Below are 18388 nucleotides of genomic sequence, written 5' to 3' on the forward strand. Positions count from 1 at the left end.
AGCACGGCATTGGCGGTAGAAGGGCATGTTCTGTCGGGCGTGTGGGCAGCGGCACACCAAGGCACCCGCCCGGATAGATCACGGGCTGGGCGATGCATCTCGCCCGCAGCCGGCACTCGAGTCCTTGGTGGCCGTGCTCGCCGCGGTCCGACCGGCCGTCCCGCTGGCGGCGGTGAACCTCAGAACTCTGGCGGATCAAAGCTTGGCGCGGGCATGCGCGGATATGCAGCGCACGCATAGCACGGGATGCGGGTCGCTGGACGAGATCGATACATTGCGCGCGAACATCGAACTGGGAAGTATCTGGCCAGAAGCGTTCAGCGATGTCCACGTCTCCATCGCGGCGGAGCGATCGAACTCGCCGCCGACCCCGTCGAGAAGGCCCCTCTCTGGGGTTCCTCAGCTGCGCAACGCATCCGCCAAGGCCGGGTCAACGGAAGACGCTATGGCGATCAGGGATTCGACCAGCAGGTCGATGTGCTGCTCCCGGGAAATCGGTTCCGTCCGCAGCCAAGTGAGGGTGGTTTCCTCGACAAACGCGATCCACCCGCGCATGGCGAGCATCAGTCGCGGGTGGTCGGCGTCTGAGATCGGGACCGGGACTTCGGCGAGGATGATGCCGACTATGGCGTCGCGGGTCAGGTCGACCAGGGCTGCCAGGTCGGGGCTGACGCTGGTGGGGCCGCGCAGCAACGCCAGGTATGCGGTGCGGTTCTCGCTGACGTAGTCGATGTAGCGCTCCATCGAGTCATGCAGCATCGCGGAAACGCCCAGCGTGCGATCGGGGGCGACGCGCTCGAGCAGTTCGGCGTTGGCGTGGCGCACGATCGCCAGCAGGAAGTCGTGCTTGGTCGGGAAGTAGTGGAACAGCAGGCCGCGGGAGATACCGGCCCGCGCGGCGATCTCGCTGATGGAGATGTCCTCGATGGCGCGTTCGCCGAGCATCTTCACACCCAGGGTGAGCAATTGCTCGCGCCGTTCGTCCGGGCTGAGCCGGGTGCGCTTGGCGGTCTCGTCTCGGCTTATGGTCACACCGATCATCCTACTGAACGATGGTCAATACTCTATTGACTCGCGCTCAATAGCACCGTAGTCTGGATTACATGAGTCGCAAGGTCACAGACAAAGCTGTCGCCGACCGGCCCACGCGCCACGCTAGGACGATCATCATCGGCAGCGGGTTCTCGGGTCTGGGTCTGGCCATCCGGCTGACCCAAGAGGGTCGTAACGATTTCCTCGTGTTGGAGCGCGGCAGCGATGTCGGCGGTACTTGGCGGGATAACACCTACCCCGGCGCGGCCTGCGACGTCCCCTCGCACCTGTACTCGTACTCGTTCGCGCTGAATCCGAACTGGTCGCGGTCGTACTCCCGCCAGCGGGAGATCCAGGAGTACATCGTGGGCGTCTCCAGGCGCTACGACGTGCGCGACAAGCACATCTTCGATTGCGACGTGACCAGCGCCCGCTGGAACGACGACACCGCGCTCTGGGAGATCGAGTCGACCAAGGGCAAGTTCACCGCGAACACCGTGGTCTCGGCGGTCGGTGCGCTCTGCGAACCCGCGCTGCCGGACATCAAAGGCATCAGCCAGTTCGAAGGCGAAGTCTTCCACTCCGCACGGTGGAACCACGACGTCGACCTCACCGGCAAGCGGGTCGCCATCATCGGCACCGGCGCGTCGGCCATCCAGATCGTGCCCGCGATCGCTCCGAAAGTCGGCCGCCTGGACGTCTACCAGCGCACCGCACCGTGGCTGCTGCCGCGCTTCGACCGTCCCTACACCAAGGCCGAGCGGTTCGCCTTCAAGCACGTGCCGGGTTTCCAGCGGCTGTCCCGCGCGGCCATCTACGCCTCCCGCGAGACCCAGGTGGTCGGCCTGGCCAAGGCTCCCGCGCTGATGCAGCTGTTCGAGATGATCGCGAAAGCGAAGTTGCGCTATGAGATTCGCGATCCGCGGCTGCGCGCCAAGGTCACCCCGAACTTCCGGATCGGCTGCAAGCGCATGCTGATCTCCAACGACTACTACCCGGCGCTGTCGCGCCCCAACGTCGACGTGATCACCGACGGCATCGCCGAGGTGCGCCGCAACTCGATCGTCACCAAGGACGGCACCGAGCGCGAGGTCGACGCGCTGATCGTCGCGACCGGCTTCCACGTCACCGACTCGCCGACCTACGAGACGATCGCGGGCCGCGATGGCCGCACGCTGTCGGAAGTGTTCGACGAGATCGGCCAGCAGGGCTACAAGGGCGCCTCGGTCGCCAACTTCCCCAATATGTTCTTCCTGCTCGGCCCGAACGTCGGCCTCGGGCACACCTCGATGGTGTACATGATCGAATCGCAGATCAACTACATCGCCGACGCGCTGGCCACCATCGATCGCCTGGACCTGCGTACCGTGGAAGTGCGCCGCGACGTCCAGGATGCCTACAACGCCGACCTGCAGGCCAAGCTCGCCGGCAGCGTCTGGCTGACCGGCGGGTGCTCGAGCTGGTACCTGGACAAGCACGGCAACAACACCACGTTGTGGCCGGACTTCACCTTCGAATTCCGTCGGCAGACCAGGACATTCGACGTATCGGCGTACGACATCTCCATTTCTCGATCCGATCTGAAAGCAGTGGCACGGTGAGCAAGGACGCTTACTTCAAGAACAAGGTGTGTGTGATCACGGGGGCGGGCTCCGGGATCGGCCGCGCATTGGCCGAGAATCTGGCCCGGCGCGGCGCCAAACTGGCGCTGTCCGATATCGACGTCGAAGGGCTGGCCGAGACCGTGCGCCGCTGTGAACAGCTGGGCGCCGAGGTCAAGTCCGACCGGCTGAACGTGGTGGAACGCGAGGCGGTGCTGCTTTACGCCGACGCGGTCAAGGCGCACTTCGGCACGGTGCACCAGGTCTACAACAACGCGGGCATCGCCCACCACGGCGAGGTGATCCGCTCGGAGTTCAAGGACTTCGAGCGCGTCATGGACGTCGATTTCTGGGGCGTGGTCAACGGAACCAAGGCGTTCCTGCCGATGGTCATCGAGTCCGGCGACGGTCACATCGTCAACGTGTCCAGCCTGTTCGGCCTGATCGCGATCCCCGGCCAGAGCGCATACAACGCGGCGAAGTTCGCGGTGCGCGGCTTCACCGAGTCGCTGCGCCAGGAGATGCTGGTCGCGCGGCATCCGGTCAAGGTCACCTGTGTGCATCCCGGCGGCATCAAGACCGCCGTGGCGCGTAACGCCACCTATGCCGAGGGCATCGACAGCAAGTCGGCCGCGTCGATGTTCGACAAGAAGCTGGCCATCCACACCGCCGAGATGGCCGCGCAGACCATCACCGAAGGCGTGCGCAAGGGCCACGGCCGCGTGCTGATCGGCTGGGAGGCCAAGCTGCTGGACCTGTTCGTCCGGGTGACCGCGTCGGGCTACCAGCGCATCGCGGCCAACGTCGAACGCCGCTTCCTGCCCTGATCCGGATTCGAGGAACAATCGTGCGGGACATCAATCTTCCGCTGCCCGTCGCGCGGGCGCTGCTGAATCCCATCTTCCGGGTCACGCTCAACAAACGGCTGCCGTTTCCGGTGCAGCGCAGGCTGCTCGACATAGGTTCGCGGGCGCAGTTGATGCCCGCGGGCAGCATCGTGCAACGGCTCCGCCTGGGTGGCAGGCCCGCCGAGCGGATCAGCTTCGCGGACACCTCCGACCACGGTGCCGTCCTCTACTTGCACGGCGGCGGATACGCGGTCGGCTCCATGGCGACGCATCGCTCGCTGGCGGCCCGGCTGGCACGCGACACCGGCTGCGCGGCCTACGTTCTGGACTACCGCCTGGCGCCGGAACATCCGTACCCGGCGGGCCTGGACGACGCCGAGGCCGCGTTTCTGGAGCTGATGGCGAGCGCGGGCTACCACGCGGGCCAGATCGCGATCTCCGGTGATTCCGCGGGCGGCGGTCTCTCGCTGGCGCTCGCACAACGCCTGATCGCGCGGCACGGCTGCACTCCGGCCGCGCTCGGCTTGATCGCGCCGTGGTCGGATCCTAATCAGATCCCGGATCGCGAGCGCGACTTGGTGATCAGCAAGCCCTGGTCGCGCGCCTGCGCGGCCGCGTATCTCGGCGACGGCGACCCGGCCGACCCCGGATACGCGCCGCTGACCGGCGAGCTGCGCGGTCTGCCGCCGACCTATGTCCAGGTCGACGTCAGCGAGCTGCTGCACAGGCAATGCGTGGATCTGGTCGCCGCGCTGCGTACGGCGGGCGTGCACGTCGAGTTCACCGAGAGCAAGGGCTTGTGGCACGTCGCACAGCTGCAGGCCGCGCTTGCGGCGCCCGCGGCGGCCGCGTTGGGCGAACTCGCCGGATTCCTGCGCGAAGCCATTCAACCGGCGGACCTGCGCGAACTAGGATGAGCAGCGGAGCGGGGTCCGTACCGGGCGGTAATGTGCGGAACCCATTTCGGTGGTCGACCTCACGGCCCTGGCACAGGTGTCGTAGATTACTGGCGAGTAAACCCACGTGGAAGGGCACTGATGCGAGAGTTCGAAGTCCCGGCTTCCTACACCATCCCGGATGACGCGAACAATTCCGACAACGTCTTCCGCCATGCCGAGCAGACGCCGAACGCGGTGCTGTTCAACGTCCCGAACGGCAGTGGCGGCTGGCGGGACGTCACGGCCGCGGAATTCGCGACGACCGTGACCGGCGTGGCGAAAGGCCTGATCGCCTCGGGCATCGACTTCGGCGATCGCGTCGCCATCATGGCCCCCACCCGGTATGAATGGGCCGTCCTCGATTTCGCGATCTGGGCCGCGGGCGGCTGCACCGTCGCGATCTACGACAGCTCCGCCGCCGAGCAGGCCAAGTGGATCCTGCAGGACTCGGCCACCAAACTGCTGATCGTGGACAGCGACAAGCACCGGAAGGTGATCGAGGAGATCGAGGCCGGTTCGCTGCCGGATCTGCGCGAGACCCTGCAGATCGACAAGGGCGCGCTGGACGAGCTGATCACCCGCGGCGCCGGCCTGGAGGACCAAGCCGTGCACGACCGTCGCGCCCAGGTCGGCGCGCAGTCCCCGGCCACCCTGATCTACACCTCGGGCACCACGGGCCGCCCCAAGGGCGTCATGCTCACCCACGCGAACCTCTACGCGGAGTCCAAGTCCGACCGGATCGCGCTGCACAAGTACGTCACCGAGGGCAAGAAGACCCTCATGTTCCTGCCGCTGGCGCACGTCTTCGCCCGCGCCGTCGCGCTGGCCGCGTTCGACGCGAAGGTGATCGTCGCGCACACCGCCGACTGGTCCACCCTGGTCGAGCAGTTCGGCAGCTACCGGCCGCACTTCATCCTCTCGGTGCCCCGTGTGTTCGAGAAGGTGTTCAACAGCGCCAAGCAGAAGGCGCACGACGGGGGCAAGGGCAAGATCTTCGACGCCGCCGCGGCCACCGCGATCGCGTGGAGCGAGGCGATCGACAACGGCGGACCGGGCGTGGTGCTCAAGCTGAAGCACGCGCTGTTCGACAAGCTGGTCTACGCGAAGCTGCGGGCAGCGCTCGGCGGGCAGTGCGAGGCGGCGGTCTCCGGCGGCGGCCCGCTCGGCGCGCGGCTCGGCCACTTCTTCCGCGGCGTCGGCGTGACCATCTACGAGGGCTACGGCCTCACCGAGACCACCGCCGCGATCTCGGTGAACACCCCGGAACAGATCCGGGTCGGCTCGGTCGGACGGCCGATCGAGGGCCACGCCGCCAAGATCGCCGAGGACGGCGAGCTGCTGCTGCGCGGCTCGGTCGTGTTCAGCGGTTACTGGGGCAACGCCGAGGCCACCGAGGATGCCTTCGAGGACGGCTGGTTCAAGACCGGAGACCTCGGCGCCATCGACGCGGACGGCTTCATCACCATCACCGGCCGCAAGAAGGAGATCATCGTCACCGCCGGTGGCAAGAACGTCTCCCCCGCGCTGCTGGAGGACTCGCTGCGGGCGCATCCGCTGATCAGCCAGGTGATGGTGGTCGGCGACGGCCAGCCGTTCATCGGCGCGCTGATCACGCTGGACCCGGAGACGCTGCCCGGCTGGAAGGACCGCCACGACCTGCCCGCCGACACCTCGATCGAGAAGCTCATCGAACACCCGGAGCTGATCGCCGAGGTGGACGCCGCGGTGGCCGAGACCAACAAGAAGGTCTCGCACGCCGAGCAGATCAAGAAGATCCGGCTGCTGACCATCGATTGGACCCAGGAGACCGGCGAGCTCACCCCGAAGATGTCGCTCAAGCGCGCGGTCGTGATGAAGCAGCACGCCGAGGACGTGGCGAAGATCTACCACTGAGCTGGTTCCGGAGAGGCGCTGTTCGCGACCATTGTTCGCGGACAGCGCCTTTCGCGTTTTTCACCAGGGAATGCTCGTCGACCCCGATCGGAGCCGACATCATCGAGGACACCGGAGGTTTGCGATGACGAGATCGGAACGGACACAGCCCGCACGTGCACTGCTCGACCGGATACAGGCAGAGCTGGCGCCATACGACGACGACAACCGGCTCGTCCCCCGAATCGCGGCAGGCACGGCGCCCCGGGCGGTGTTCGCGGCCATCGCGGCCGAGGAACTACGCATCACCGACAGCGACTGGCGCAGCGTCCATACGCTGGCCGCGCGGGCCGACGAGCTACACGCACGCGCTTTCTTCAGCGCACTCGCGCCGGGAGAGCAACAGGCGCACCAATTGCTGGACGGGCTGGTGGCGGCCGCCGGTCCAGACACCGGCGCCGAGCGACCGCGGCCAGGTTGCCAGGCGTATCCGGCCTTCATGGCGTGGTTGGCGCTCAACGGCGCCGCCGCCGCGGTCATCGTCGCGTTGTATTCGAATCTCGCCGCCTTCGGCCGGTATTGCGAGGCGGTCGCCGCCGGGATGCGCAGCCACTATGGCTTCGGCGACGCCGCGTGCGCGTTCTTCGACTTCTATACCGCTGACGTTCCGGAGATCGAAAAGAAAGCCCTCACCGCAGTGCAGGCCGGGCTCGATTCCGGACGGCTCGACCCCGAGGAAGCCCGCACCTTCGCGCGGCTGTTCCAGAGCTACGAGCTGATGTTCTGGAACACCCTCGCCGATGAATTCGCCGGATAGCGACGGACGGTACCCACGTCATCGAATGGTCACCACCGCGCGAACGGTTCGGCAGTAGCCTCGATGCCATGGCCGAGGTGCGATTGCGGGTGGTGGCCGGGATCGTCTCGGCGGGACTGACGCTGGGCGTCGCCGAACTGCTCGCGGCGTTCTTGGGCGCCGGTAGCGCACCGCTCGATGCCCTCGGCTCGGCCGTGGTCGATCACACGCCAGACGGTCTGCGCGAGTGGGCCATCGCCACGTTCGGCACGAACGACAAGGCCGTGCTGTACCTGATCATGTGCGTCTTCGCCTTGGTCGTCGCGGGGCTGGCGGGAGCGCTCGAGCGCGGCACACGCACCGCGGGATCGTGGTTGTTCGCCGGCTTCGGAGTGATCGCCGCGGGCGTAGCCATGGCGCAGACCGGAGTCGGCGGGGCACTGCCGACTGTGATCGGCGTTGCCGTCGGCATCTACACGCTGCGCGTGCTGACCCACCGGATCGACCGAGCGGCGGAACAGCCATCCGCCGACGGGCAGGCCGGTGCGCCGGACTCCGCAACCACATCCGCTTCGCTCCACGAAATCAGCCAGGAAAGAACCGAAGCGCGCACCGAGGAACGTCGCCCGGAGCGGCGGCAGGTCTTGCAAGGGCTGCTGGTTGCCGGCGGGCTGGCCGCGGTGACCGGGATCGGCGGGCGGCTGCTCGGCCTGCGGCGGCGGGACGTGTCGGGTGAGCGAGCGGCGGTGCGATTGCCGGAGCCGACCGCACCCGCTGCGCCCGTGGCGCCCGGGGCGGATCTGCGGATACCCGGACTGACGCCGTACTTGACCTCGAACGACGACTTCTACCGGATCGACACCGCGTTGATCGTCCCGCAAGTGTCCAAGGACGATTGGTCGCTGCGCATCCACGGCATGGTCGATCGCGAAATCCGGCTCGACTGGGCGGATTTGGCCCGTCGGCCGGTGGAGGAACGCCTGATCACCCTGGCCTGCGTGTCGAATCCGGTCGGCGGCGATTTGATCGGCAACGCGCGCTGGCTCGGCTATCGCCTGGACCAGTTGCTCGCCGAGGCGGGCCCGCACCCGGACGCCGACATGGTGCTGTCGCACAGCTCAGATGGCTGGACCGCGGGCACTCCGCTCGCGGTACTCACGGACGGACGCGACGCCCTGCTGGCGGTCGGCATGAACGGCGAACCGCTTCCCGTGCAACACGGTTATCCGGCCCGGCTGGTCGTGCCCGGCCTCTACGGCTACGTCTCGGCCACCAAATGGGTGACCGAACTCGAAGTCACCCGCTTCGACCGCGCCACCGCCTACTGGACCCGTCGCGGCTGGTCGGCGCTCGGCCCGATAAAAACCGGCACCCGCATCGACACCCCGCACGGCCGCAAGCGCCTCGCGCCGGGTCGCATTCCCATCGCGGGAGTCGCATGGGCACAACATCGCGGCATCCGGGCCGTGGAGGTCCAGATAGACGACGGCCCATGGCAACAGGCCCGCCTGTCCGACGAACAATCCATCGACACATGGCGCCAGTGGGTCTTCGGCTGGGACGCCACCGCGGGCCCGCACACCATCCGCGCCCGCGCCACCGACGGCACCGGCGAAACCCAGACCGCCGAACGCCGCGACGTGATCCCCGACGGCGCCACCGGCTACCCCTCGGTCACCGTCAGCGTGGGTTGAGTTGCATTTCAGATGGTCGCGTAGTGGCAGGCAATGAACGCTTTGTCGACCGGATAGGATCGAGCGAGCCCGGTAGTCGTCGGCCGTTCGAGGAGGGGGCCATGTCCGAAGTCTTGGATTGGGCGCGGGAAGAGAACCTGCAGCCGGCGCCGATCACATTGGAGATCTGGAAGAAGCTTCCCGAGGATTTCTGCCGCCTGGTGGAAGTGGTGAATGGGGAAGCCGTTCGGGCGGAGTCGCCTACAAGGCCGCATCAGAAGTCTGCTCGCCGGATAGCCGACTTTGTCGAAACCGCTGCCGAAGCACACGTCAGTCGATACCGCAATGGCTGCTTGGACGTCGATATGGATTTCGATGTGCTGCTCTGGGAGCTACCGCGGGTGACAATTCGGCGGCCGGATATCGCACTGTTCGAATGCGCGCCGCCCGAACTTCGGCCGTTGCCCGCTTCCATGGTCAAGCTAGTGGTCGAAGTCGTCTCACCGGGCACCGAGCGGGTAGATACAGCCGACAAGCTCGCGGAGTATGCGCTGGCCGGGATCCCGTGGTACTGGATTGTCTGGGTGTCTGATAATCGCGTGGATTCGATCGAGGTCTACGTACTCGACCATGTGCTCGGCCACTATCGACCGCATTTGAAGCTGGAGCCGAACGATTCACAGACTGTGGTCGACGTACCTATCGAGATCAAGATCGACTGGACTCGGCTCGGTGTGCTGACACGCTGACGCCCGCCCGGAAAACATTCTCTGGACGGGCATCACCGACGGTTCAACTGCTGAGATCGGCCTTGGTCGTTTCCGGCGGGGCCGGTGCGACGGCGGGCGCGGGCTTGCCGTGGCGGATGAACAGCGCCGAGGCAATGACGCCGATCAAGAGGATGCCCGCGGGGAGCAAGGTGGACTGGCTCAGCGCGGTGCTGAAGGCGTCCTTCACGAACGCCGGGATCGGGCCCTGGCCCGCGCCGCCCTCGGCGACCGGACCGCCGCCCAGGCCGTTCGCCGTCATCCTGGCCGCGACCAGAGCGCTGATCGCGGCACTGCCGAGCACCGAACCCACTTGGCGAGTGGTGTTGTAGACGCCCGCGCCCGCACCGGCCTGCTGCACCGGCAAGTTGTGCGTCGCGGTCGCCGCCAGCGGCGCCCAGATGCAGGCGTTGGCGAACCCGCCCAATGCGGCGGCGGCGAAAAACCAGAACAGCGACGAGTCGGGCTCCATCAGCACAGAGAAGCAGAACACCGACACCGCGAACAGAGCGAAGCCGACCGTGGGTACCGCCCGCGGGTGCAGCTTGTCGGCGAACCTGCCGATCAGCGGAGCCGCGACGCCGGTCACGATCGCCATGGGCGCGAAGACCAAAGCGGACTCGGTCGGCGACATCTCCCGCACGGCTTGCAGATAGAAGTACGCCGGGACCATCAGCGAGGTCACCGCCGCGCCCATCGCGGCGATGGCGATATTGGACAGGGCGAAGTTGCGGTCGCGGAACAGGCTCAGCGGTAGCAGCGGCTCACCGGTGTTGCGCGCCTGATTGACCACGAAGGCCGCGAGCACCAGCAGGCCGGCGCCGATCATCAGCCAGATCCGCGGCGACCAGTCGTAGCTGTTGCCCTCCTGGATGCCGAACACCAGCAGGAACATGCCGACGCCGCTGAGCAGGACGCCGGGAATGTCGAACTTGTGCTCATGCGTCGGCAGCGCGGGAACCAGCCACACCGCCAGCGCGAAGGCGACCACACCGACCGGGACGTTCACGATGAATATCCACTCCCAGCCGAGACCGTCCACCAGCACGCCGCCGAGGATCGGGCCGACCAGCGTGGCCAGTCCCGCGACGCCGCCCCACAGGCCCATGGCCGCGCCGCGCCGGTCCGGCGGGAACGTCCTGGTGATCACGGCCATGGTCTGCGGCGTCATCAGCGCGGCGCCGACGCCCTGCGCGGCGCGGGCCGCGATCAGCATCCCGACGCTGCCGGACAGCCCGCACCACAGCGACGCGGCGGTGAACACCGCGAGACCGATCAGATAGATGTTCTTGGGGCCGAAGCGATCACCCAACCTGCCGGTGACCAGCAGCGGCACCGCGTAGGTGAGCAGGTAGGCGCTGGTCACCCAGATCACCTGGGAGATGTCGGCGTTCAGGTCGCTCATGATCGCGGGATTGGCGACCGCGACGATCGTCATGTCCAGCAGGATCATGAAGAAGCCGACGACCAGCGCGAGCAGCGCCGGCCACGGATTGCGTTGGGTGGACATTATTCAGTTCCTAACTCGGATTATTCGAAAAACTCGGGGCGGAATTGGCCACCGCACCGCCCGGGACGGGTGGCCGCGCGACACCCGCCGACCATGCGTCGCCGGCCTCGTAGCGCACGCCGGTCGCGGGGTCGAAGTCGTCCCATTCGAGTGCGCCGCTGTCCAATTCGGCGACGAACTCTTCGACCCAGGCCGCTTCGGCGGCCAGCGTGGCCCGCAGGAATGGCAGGGCGATCCAATAGCGGCGGGGGACCTCGTGCTCTTCGGCCCACGCGATCAGCATGTCGGCGTCGGCCAGTTCGGTTTCCAGCTCACCGATCCGTTCGCGCAGCAGCGCGAGCACGTCCGGCTTGGGCAGGTTGTGCAGTTCTCCCAGGGCCACGGGGAAGACCGGATACTCCGGGACGGGTCGCCGCACGATCTCGGCGATCCGGTTGCGCAGCGCGTCCCTGCCGCGCGCGGTGATCCGGTAGGTGGTGCGCTCGGGCCGGTTGCCGGCCCGGTCGACACCCTCGGCACGGACCAATTCCTGGTCGGCCAGCCGGGACACGGTGTGGTACAGGGAGCCCGGCCGCACTTTGACCAGCTTGTCTTCCCGCCGGGAGATCAGCGTCTGATACATCTCGTACGGATGCATGGGCCGCTCCTCTAGCAGCGCGAGCACGGCGATCGCCAACGGCGTCACCGGTGGATGCGCCTGCCCCATGCTTCGTTACCTCCTGGTCGTTCGTCCCGACCGCAGCCGAGTCCGCGTCTCGCACGCTAGCTCGGGGAACCGACATGCTCCACGCTAAATATTCCACGTGGAATATACGGCGCGGAACAGTCGGCTAGCAAGATCGGAAGCCGAGTGATCGGCCACACATTTTCCGCCCGACACGACGAGAGGCCACCGAGAACTGTTCTCGATGACCTCTCGATTCGGCCCCGTCGACTCGGCCGACGTCGTTGGCGACCTCTCCAGCGCCTTTGCTGGAGGCGGGACTGCTCATAGTCGTATGCGTCGGGCGGCCCACTGGCCCCCAGATAAGAAGACTAGGTAGAGCGCCCCTGCAGCGGCAGTGTCGGAGGCGACATCTTTCGTCCGATTTCCGACATCTATCTTCAGTCGCGCGGGAGAGGACGGTCGCAAGCGACATCGGAGCGCGGACGTCCCGTCGCCACTACAGCGCGTGCTCGTCCAACCAGCCACGGGCCACGTCGCCCGGCGCAGCGCCCTCGTCCCGGACCCGCCGGATCATGGCGGCCAGCTCGTCGGTCGTCAGTTCACCCGCGACGTAATTCAGCTTCTTGATCTGCCGCTGGTCGAGCAGCCCCTTGCGGAACAGTGGCAGCACGTTCTCGGCGCGCACGGCGTAGTCGTCGTCGGACAGCACGGTCAGCCCATCGGTCGCGCCCGGCGCGAGTTCGGGCGGGCCGGTCAGCAGACCGGCATCGATCTGCCCGTCCAGCAATGCTTTTCGCAACGCACCCGGATCGGAGAAGGGCACGGTGGACGCGAACTCGCACCCGGTGACCCGATCGACCGCGGCCGGGCGCTGCAGCAAGCCCGGCGCCGACGCCACGCCCACGGTCAGCCGCCCGCAACGGGGCGTGAGATCGCCGACGGACTGCAGCTCGTCGCGAGCCGCCGCCTCCGCGTCGACCACCACCCGCGGCCGCAGATCGGCGCCGTCGGCGATGTCGGACACCACCAGCCCCTCGGGCAGCGCGGCGCTCAACGCGTCCGCCACCTTTTTCGGCGGGCGAGCGGTGGCGTGCTCGTCGAGATGGGCCAGTAGCGCGCCGGTGTGCTCACCGACCACTTGGACCCGATCGGCGTCGAGCGCGGCCAGGTAGTCGGCGCGACCGCCAAGACCAGCCGCCACCGTGGTACGTATGCCGGTACGCGCCAGCGCGCCCGCATAAATTTCCGCGAGAACCACCGACTCCGCCGAATCGCCCGCCCCGACGGTGATCGACGGCCCCGATTGGTCGTCCCCGCAGGACACGACCAGTGCGGCGGACGCGAGGACCAGGAATCCAGCCAGCATCCGCTGTGACGCGGCCACCACCATCCGGCGACACCAACTCTCCGACAATTCGACGCAGGCTACGGAAAAACCTGGAAGCGGGCAGTATGGACATCCAGAATGTACCGGCGGCCGCTCGGCACCGAGATCGCGCACCGCCGTCATGCCGGAAGGACTCCCGTGAAAACCACCCGCACCCTCGATGCCGCCGGGCAGCGGCGCCGCGCGTTGCGCGTCGCGCTGCGTGCCACTCGCGTCCTCGCCGCCGCCGCGGCCCTCGCCGCCGCGATGGTGCTGTCCGCGTGTGGCAATTCCGATCCGCTCGCCGCTAGCGGCAGCTGTTCGGGGGACGGGCTGATCGTGGGCTCGGCCAACTTCCCGGAGTCCGAAACTGTCGCCAACGTGTACGCGGAGGTGTTGCGCGTCAACGGCTTTGCCGTCGACACCAAGTTCAACATCGGCAGTCGCGAAGCCTACATCCCGGCGGTACGCCAGTGCGCTATTTCGGTGATTCCCGAGTACACCGGCAATCTGCTGCAGTACCTGGACAAGAACGCCACCGCAACGAGCGCCGCCGACATCGACAGCGCGCTCGGCGCGGCACTCGGCGACGGCCTGGCCATCGGCACGCCCGCGCCCGCGGAGGATTCCGACGCCGTCGTGGTCACCCGTGCCACCGCCGAACGCTGGAACCTGCGCACCATCGGCGATCTGGCCGCGCACTCGGCCGAGGTGAAGTTCGGCGCGCCCGCCGAATTCCAGGAGCGTCCCGGCGGCCTGCCCGGCCTGAAGAAGAACTACAACCTCGACATCGCCGCGAACAACTTCGTGCCGATCGCCGACGGCGGCGGCCCGGCCACGGTGCGCGCGCTGGTCGAGGGGCAGGTGACCGCGGCCAACGTCTTCACCACCTCGCCCGCCATCGCGCAGCACAACCTCGTGGTGCTGGAAGACCCGAAGCACAACTTCCCCGCGCAGAATGTCGTCCCGCTGTTCAACGCGGCGAAGAAGTCGGACAAGGCGCTGGCCGCGCTGAACGCGGTGTCGGCCCAGCTCACCACCGCGGAGCTGCTCGCGCTGAACGAGGCCGTCTCCGGCAGCAGCAAGACCGAGCCGAAGGCCGCCGCCGCGGCCTGGGTCGCCGCCCACGGGCTGAACAAGCCGGTGGGCTAATGGACGCAGCCGGAAGTAGTCCGTCTTCAGCCCGCGCACGGCCGGAGCGAAGGCGGAGGTATCGCCTAGGGAGGGAACACCTGTTGTCCGATATCGAGTTCTCCGGTATCAGCAAGACCTATCCGGACGGCACGCACGCGGTCGCCGACCTCGACCTGCGCATCGAATCCGGTTCGTTCACCGTGTTCGTCGGCCCTTCCGGCTGCGGCAAGACCACCTCGATGCGGATGATCAATCGCATGATCGTGCCCAGCTCCGGCACGATCAGCATTGCCGGAGAGGATATTTCGGCGGTCGACCCGGTGCGTCTGCGCCTCGGCATCGGGTACGTCATCCAGAGCGGCGGCCTGCTGCCGCACCGGACGGTCGTCGACAACGTGGCGACCGTCCCGGTGCTGCGCGGCGACTCGCGCCGCGCCGCCCGCGCCGCCGCGCTCGAGGTGCTGGACCGGGTCGGCCTGGACCGGTCGCTGGCCGGCCGCTACCCGGCGCAGCTGTCCGGCGGGCAGCAGCAGCGCGTCGGGGTGGCCCGCGCGCTGGCCGCGGACCCGCCGATTCTGCTGATGGACGAGCCGTTCAGCGCCGTCGACCCGGTGGTGCGCGCCGAATTGCAGGTCGAAATGCAACGGCTACAGGCCGAATTGCACAAGACCATCGTGTTCGTCACACACGACATCGACGAAGCGATCACGCTCGGCGACAAGGTGGCGGTATTCGGCCGCGGCGGCGTGCTGCAGCAATACGACCCGCCGCGGCATCTGCTCGCCCAGCCCGCCACCGATTTCGTCGCCGATTTCGTCGGCCGCGACCGCGGCTATCGCGGCCTGTCCTTCCGCACCGCGAACGACGTGCCGCTGCAGGAGATCCGGACGGCCGTCGCGGACGAGGTGACCGCGCTGCGGCTGGACGCGGGCGAGTGGGTGCTGGTGGTCGACGCGGCGGGTAAACCGCTCGGCTGGGTGGACGTGACCGGCGTCGAGGGCGTACGCGCCGGACGCGCGCTGACCGACAGCATGTCGGCGGGCGGTTCGCTGTTCACCCCGACCGGTGACCTGCGCCAGGCACTGGACGCAGCGATCTCCTCGCCTTCCGGAGTCGGTGTCGCCGTGGACGATTCCGGCGCCGTGCGCGGCGGCGTGCTGGCCATCGAGGTCCTCGGGCAGCTGGCCGGTCAGCGTGCGCAGGAGGACGCCGAACGCAACCGGCACTTCTTCGAACAGCAGGTGCCGTAAGGGAGCGCGAGCGACATGAAATATCTCGTGGAGAACTTCTCGGAGATCATGGGATTCACCGCGACCCATCTCTACCTCGCGCTGGTGCCGCTGCTGCTGGCGCTGGTAATCGCGGTCCCGGTCGGCGCGCTGGTGCGGCGGGTGTCGTGGCTGCGCCGGGTCACGGTGACCGCCGCGAGCCTGGCCTACACCATTCCGTCGCTGGCGTTGTTCGTGATCATTCCTCCGCTGGTGGGGATTTCGGCCATCGATCCGCTGAACGTGATCATCGCGCTCACCGTGTATTCCACCGCGCTGCTGGTGATCGCGGTTCCCGCGGCCCTGGATTCGGTGCCCGCCACCGTGCTCGACGCGGCCGACGCGGTCGGCTACAGCCCGCTGCGCCGCACGCTCACCGTGGATATGCCGCTGGCCGTCCCGGTCTTCGTGTCCAGCCTGCGCGTGGTGGTGGTGACCAATATCGCGATGGTGTCGGTCGGCGCGCTGATCGGCGTTGGCGGGCTCGGCAAGCTGTTCACCCAGGGCTATCAGCGTGACTATCCGGACGAGATCATCGCAGGCATCATCGTGACGCTGGCTCTCGCACTGGTCGCCGACCGCGTGGTGTACGCACTCGGCCGTTGGTCGACACCGTGGATGCGCGCGGACGCCAGGATCGGCAAAGCGAAAGTCGGTGCCGCGTGAACCTGTTCATCGACGCCTGGCATTACTTCAGCAACAGCGCCAACTGGGGCGGACCATCGGGCATCGAAACCCGCATCCTCCAGCATCTGTGGTACAGCGTTCTGACCATCGCCGTCTCGGCGGCGATCGCGGTGCCGCTCGGCCTGGTCATCGGCCACACCCGGCGCGGGGCGGCGGTGCTGGTCGGCTTCGCCAACGCGATGCGGGCGCTGCCGACACTGGGCCTGCTGACGTTCGTGGTGCTGCTGCTCGGACTCGGGCTGATCCCGCCGCTGCTGGCGCTGGTCACCGTCGGCATCCCGCCCCTGCTGGCGGGCGCGTACGCCGGAATCGCCAACGTCCCGGCCGATGTCGTGGACGCCTCGCGCGCCATGGGCATGACCGAGCGGCAGATCCTGTTCCGGGTGGAAGTGCCCAACGCGCTGCCCATCCTGCTCACCGGGCTGCGCGGAGCCACGCTCCAAGTGGTGGCCACGGCCACCATCGCCGCCTACGTCAACCTCGGCGGACTGGGCCGCTACATCTTCGACGGCATCAGCCTCTACCGCTACGACCGGGTATTGGTTGGTGCACTACTGGTCGCCGTCCTCGCGATGGTGCTGGACGGCCTGCTCGCGTTCACGGTGTGGGCCAGCGCGCCGGGAACCGGTCGTCTGCGCCGATCGCCGCGGCTGGCAATCGCTCCCGCCACGGAATTGCGGGCTGCGGACTGAGTACAAGCCGCTCCGACGACAAGGGCGCCCCGTTCGATACGAACGGGGCCGCCCTCGGTCTGTGTGCGGAATACTCGCCTTACGCGACACCCTCGGCGCGAGCCGCGGCCGCGACCGCCTCAGCGACGGCCGGGGCGACCCGCGGGTCCAGCGGACTGGGGACGATCTTCTCCGGGCCCAGCTCGTCGAGGACGACGCTGAGGATGGCGTCGGCCGCGGCGATCTTCATGCCCTCGGTGATCCGGCGCGCGCCCGCGTCCAGCGCGCCCTTGAAGACGCCGGGGAAGGCCAGCACGTTGTTGATCTGGTTCGGGAAGTCGCTGCGGCCGGTGGCCACGATCGAGGCGTACTTGCGCGCCACCTCGGGGTGGATCTCCGGGTCCGGGTTCGACATGGCGAACACGATCGACTCCGGCGCCATCGACGCGATGAGCTCCTCGGCGATCAAACCCGCGGACAGGCCCAGGAACACGTCGGCGCCCGTCAGCGCGTCGGCCGCGCCGCCGGTGAGGCCGCGCGGGTTGGTGCGGGTGGCCAGCTCGGCCTTCACCTCGTTGAGATCGCCGCGGTCGCGGCTCACGATGCCCTTGGAGTCGAGCACGGTCACGTCCCGGACACCCGCGGCGAGCAGGATGTTCGTGCACGCGACCCCCGCGGCGCCCGCGCCGGACACCACGACCTTCAGGTTCTCGATGCCGCGACCCTGCACCTTGGCCGCGCCGTTGAGGGCGGCGAGCACCACGATCGCGGTGCCGTGCTGGTCGTCGTGCATGACCGGGCAGTCCAGCGCCTCGATGACCCGCTTCTCGATCTCGAAGCAGCGGGGCGCGGAGATGTCTTCCAGGTTCACCGCGCCGAAGCTCGGGCGCAGGCGGATGAGCGTCTCGACGATCTCGTCGACGTCCTTGGTGTCCAGCACGATCGGGATCGAGTCCAGCCCGGCGAACTTCTTGAACAGCGCGGCCTTGCCCTCCATCACCGGCAGCGAGGCGCGCGGGCCGATGTCACCGAGGCCGAGCACGGCGGTGCCGTCGCTCACCACGACCACGAGCCGATCGGTCCAGGTGTAGCGCTTGGCCAGCGTCACGTCCTCCGCGATCGCCCGGCTCACCTGGGCGACGCCCGGCGTGTAGGCGATGGAGAGGTCACGCTGGGTCTCCAACGGCGCGCTGAGTTCGACCGAGAGCTTGCCGCCGAGATGTCCCGCGAAAATTTCGTCGTTGGTGATTTCGGAAAGGCTTGCGGTGGCATTCGGTGCGTCAGTCACAGGTGACACGATTTCACTCCTGCGTGGGTCGGGCTAAACCGGGGGACGGTTACCACCGGGTAATGGGTATAAGACGTTTCACTACGCTCATCGAGTGCGCTGACCGGGATGTTTCGAGGCGGCTGCGAGCGAGCGAACACGGCTTGCCGATAGGCGGCTGCCTCGCCTTCGCTCGGCCCGGCGCGGCTGAGGACGGACTTCGTCCGGCCGCGCCCTTTCCAGCGGCTGGCGCGGCACTGATCCGCGGAGCAAGAACCGGACGGGTGGGTC

At 67.8% G+C, this 18388-nt stretch carries 16 protein-coding genes; 11 read left to right on the forward strand and 5 right to left on the reverse strand.

Going from position 1 to position 18388, the window contains the following annotated elements:
• Positions 1–399: 399 nt before the first annotated feature.
• Positions 400–1041, reverse strand: coding sequence for a TetR/AcrR family transcriptional regulator (locus tag IU459_RS18025; RefSeq protein WP_195130695.1), 642 nt, complete (start codon positions 1039–1041; stop codon positions 400–402).
• Positions 1042–1103: 62 nt separating this feature from the next.
• Here IU459_RS18025 and IU459_RS18030 point away from each other — a divergent pair, with 62 nt between their 5' ends.
• From IU459_RS18030 to IU459_RS18060, 7 genes are all read left to right on the forward strand, one after another.
• Positions 1104–2633 (forward strand): flavin-containing monooxygenase, encoded by a 1530-nt coding sequence (locus IU459_RS18030; protein ID WP_195130696.1) that lies wholly within the window; start codon positions 1104–1106, stop codon positions 2631–2633.
• Positions 2630–3460 (forward strand): SDR family NAD(P)-dependent oxidoreductase, encoded by an 831-nt coding sequence (locus IU459_RS18035; RefSeq protein WP_195130697.1) that lies wholly within the window; start codon positions 2630–2632, stop codon positions 3458–3460. The genes IU459_RS18030 and IU459_RS18035 overlap by 4 nt, the downstream gene beginning before the upstream one ends.
• Positions 3461–3480: 20 nt before the next feature.
• Positions 3481–4398, forward strand: a complete 918-nt coding sequence (locus IU459_RS18040) for an alpha/beta hydrolase (RefSeq protein WP_195130698.1) — start codon at positions 3481–3483, stop codon at positions 4396–4398.
• A gap of 120 nt (positions 4399–4518) precedes the next feature.
• Positions 4519–6312, forward strand: a complete 1794-nt coding sequence (locus IU459_RS18045; protein ID WP_195130699.1) for an AMP-dependent synthetase/ligase — start codon at positions 4519–4521, stop codon at positions 6310–6312.
• A 124-nt stretch (positions 6313–6436) separates the two neighbouring features.
• Complete coding sequence (locus IU459_RS18050) at positions 6437–7108, forward strand: transcriptional regulator (protein WP_195130700.1); 672 nt, start codon at positions 6437–6439, stop codon at positions 7106–7108.
• Between the two features lie 68 nt (positions 7109–7176).
• Entirely contained in the window at positions 7177–8781 is a 1605-nt protein-coding gene (locus IU459_RS18055; protein WP_195130701.1) for a sulfite oxidase, read from the forward strand.
• Positions 8782–8882: 101 nt separating this feature from the next.
• Positions 8883–9509: a Uma2 family endonuclease gene (locus tag IU459_RS18060; protein ID WP_195130702.1), complete on the forward strand. Its 627-nt coding sequence runs from the start codon at positions 8883–8885 to the stop codon at positions 9507–9509.
• A gap of 43 nt (positions 9510–9552) precedes the next feature.
• On the opposite strand, the gene IU459_RS18065 is transcribed toward IU459_RS18060, so the two are convergent.
• The 3 genes from IU459_RS18065 to IU459_RS18075 form a co-directional block, all read right to left on the reverse strand.
• A complete protein-coding gene (locus IU459_RS18065) occupies positions 9553–11037 on the reverse strand; it encodes a DHA2 family efflux MFS transporter permease subunit (protein ID WP_195130703.1) in 1485 nt (494 codons plus the stop codon).
• A gap of 10 nt (positions 11038–11047) precedes the next feature.
• The gene (locus IU459_RS18070) at positions 11048–11743 is read right to left on the reverse strand and encodes a PadR family transcriptional regulator (protein WP_195130704.1); all 696 of its coding nucleotides are present in this window, start codon (positions 11741–11743) and stop codon (positions 11048–11050) included.
• Between the two features lie 457 nt (positions 11744–12200).
• Positions 12201–13094, reverse strand: a complete 894-nt coding sequence (locus IU459_RS18075) for an ABC transporter substrate-binding protein (protein ID WP_195130705.1) — start codon at positions 13092–13094, stop codon at positions 12201–12203.
• A gap of 195 nt (positions 13095–13289) precedes the next feature.
• On the opposite strand from IU459_RS18075, the gene IU459_RS18080 reads away from it, so the two are divergent.
• The 4 genes from IU459_RS18080 (at position 13290) to IU459_RS18095 (ending at position 16851) form a co-directional block, all read left to right on the forward strand.
• Positions 13290–14222: an ABC transporter substrate-binding protein gene (locus IU459_RS18080; protein ID WP_440446504.1), complete on the forward strand. Its 933-nt coding sequence runs from the start codon at positions 13290–13292 to the stop codon at positions 14220–14222.
• A gap of 83 nt (positions 14223–14305) precedes the next feature.
• On the forward strand, positions 14306–15454 hold the full coding sequence (locus tag IU459_RS18085; RefSeq protein ID WP_228838074.1) for an ABC transporter ATP-binding protein: 1149 nt from the start codon (positions 14306–14308) through the stop codon (positions 15452–15454).
• Positions 15455–15469: 15 nt separating this feature from the next.
• On the forward strand, positions 15470–16138 hold the full coding sequence (locus IU459_RS18090; RefSeq protein WP_195130708.1) for an ABC transporter permease: 669 nt from the start codon (positions 15470–15472) through the stop codon (positions 16136–16138).
• Positions 16135–16851 (forward strand): ABC transporter permease, encoded by a 717-nt coding sequence (locus IU459_RS18095; RefSeq protein ID WP_195130709.1) that lies wholly within the window; start codon positions 16135–16137, stop codon positions 16849–16851. The genes IU459_RS18090 and IU459_RS18095 overlap by 4 nt, the downstream gene beginning before the upstream one ends.
• Before the next feature lie 79 nt (positions 16852–16930).
• On the opposite strand, the gene IU459_RS18100 is transcribed toward IU459_RS18095, so the two are convergent.
• Positions 16931–18127, reverse strand: a complete 1197-nt coding sequence (locus tag IU459_RS18100) for an NAD(P)-dependent malic enzyme (RefSeq protein WP_440446502.1) — start codon at positions 18125–18127, stop codon at positions 16931–16933.
• Between the last annotated feature and the right edge of the window lie 261 nt (positions 18128–18388).

The organism is Nocardia amamiensis (genome assembly GCF_015477605.1).
Lineage (GTDB): Bacteria > Actinomycetota > Actinomycetes > Mycobacteriales > Mycobacteriaceae > Nocardia > Nocardia amamiensis_A.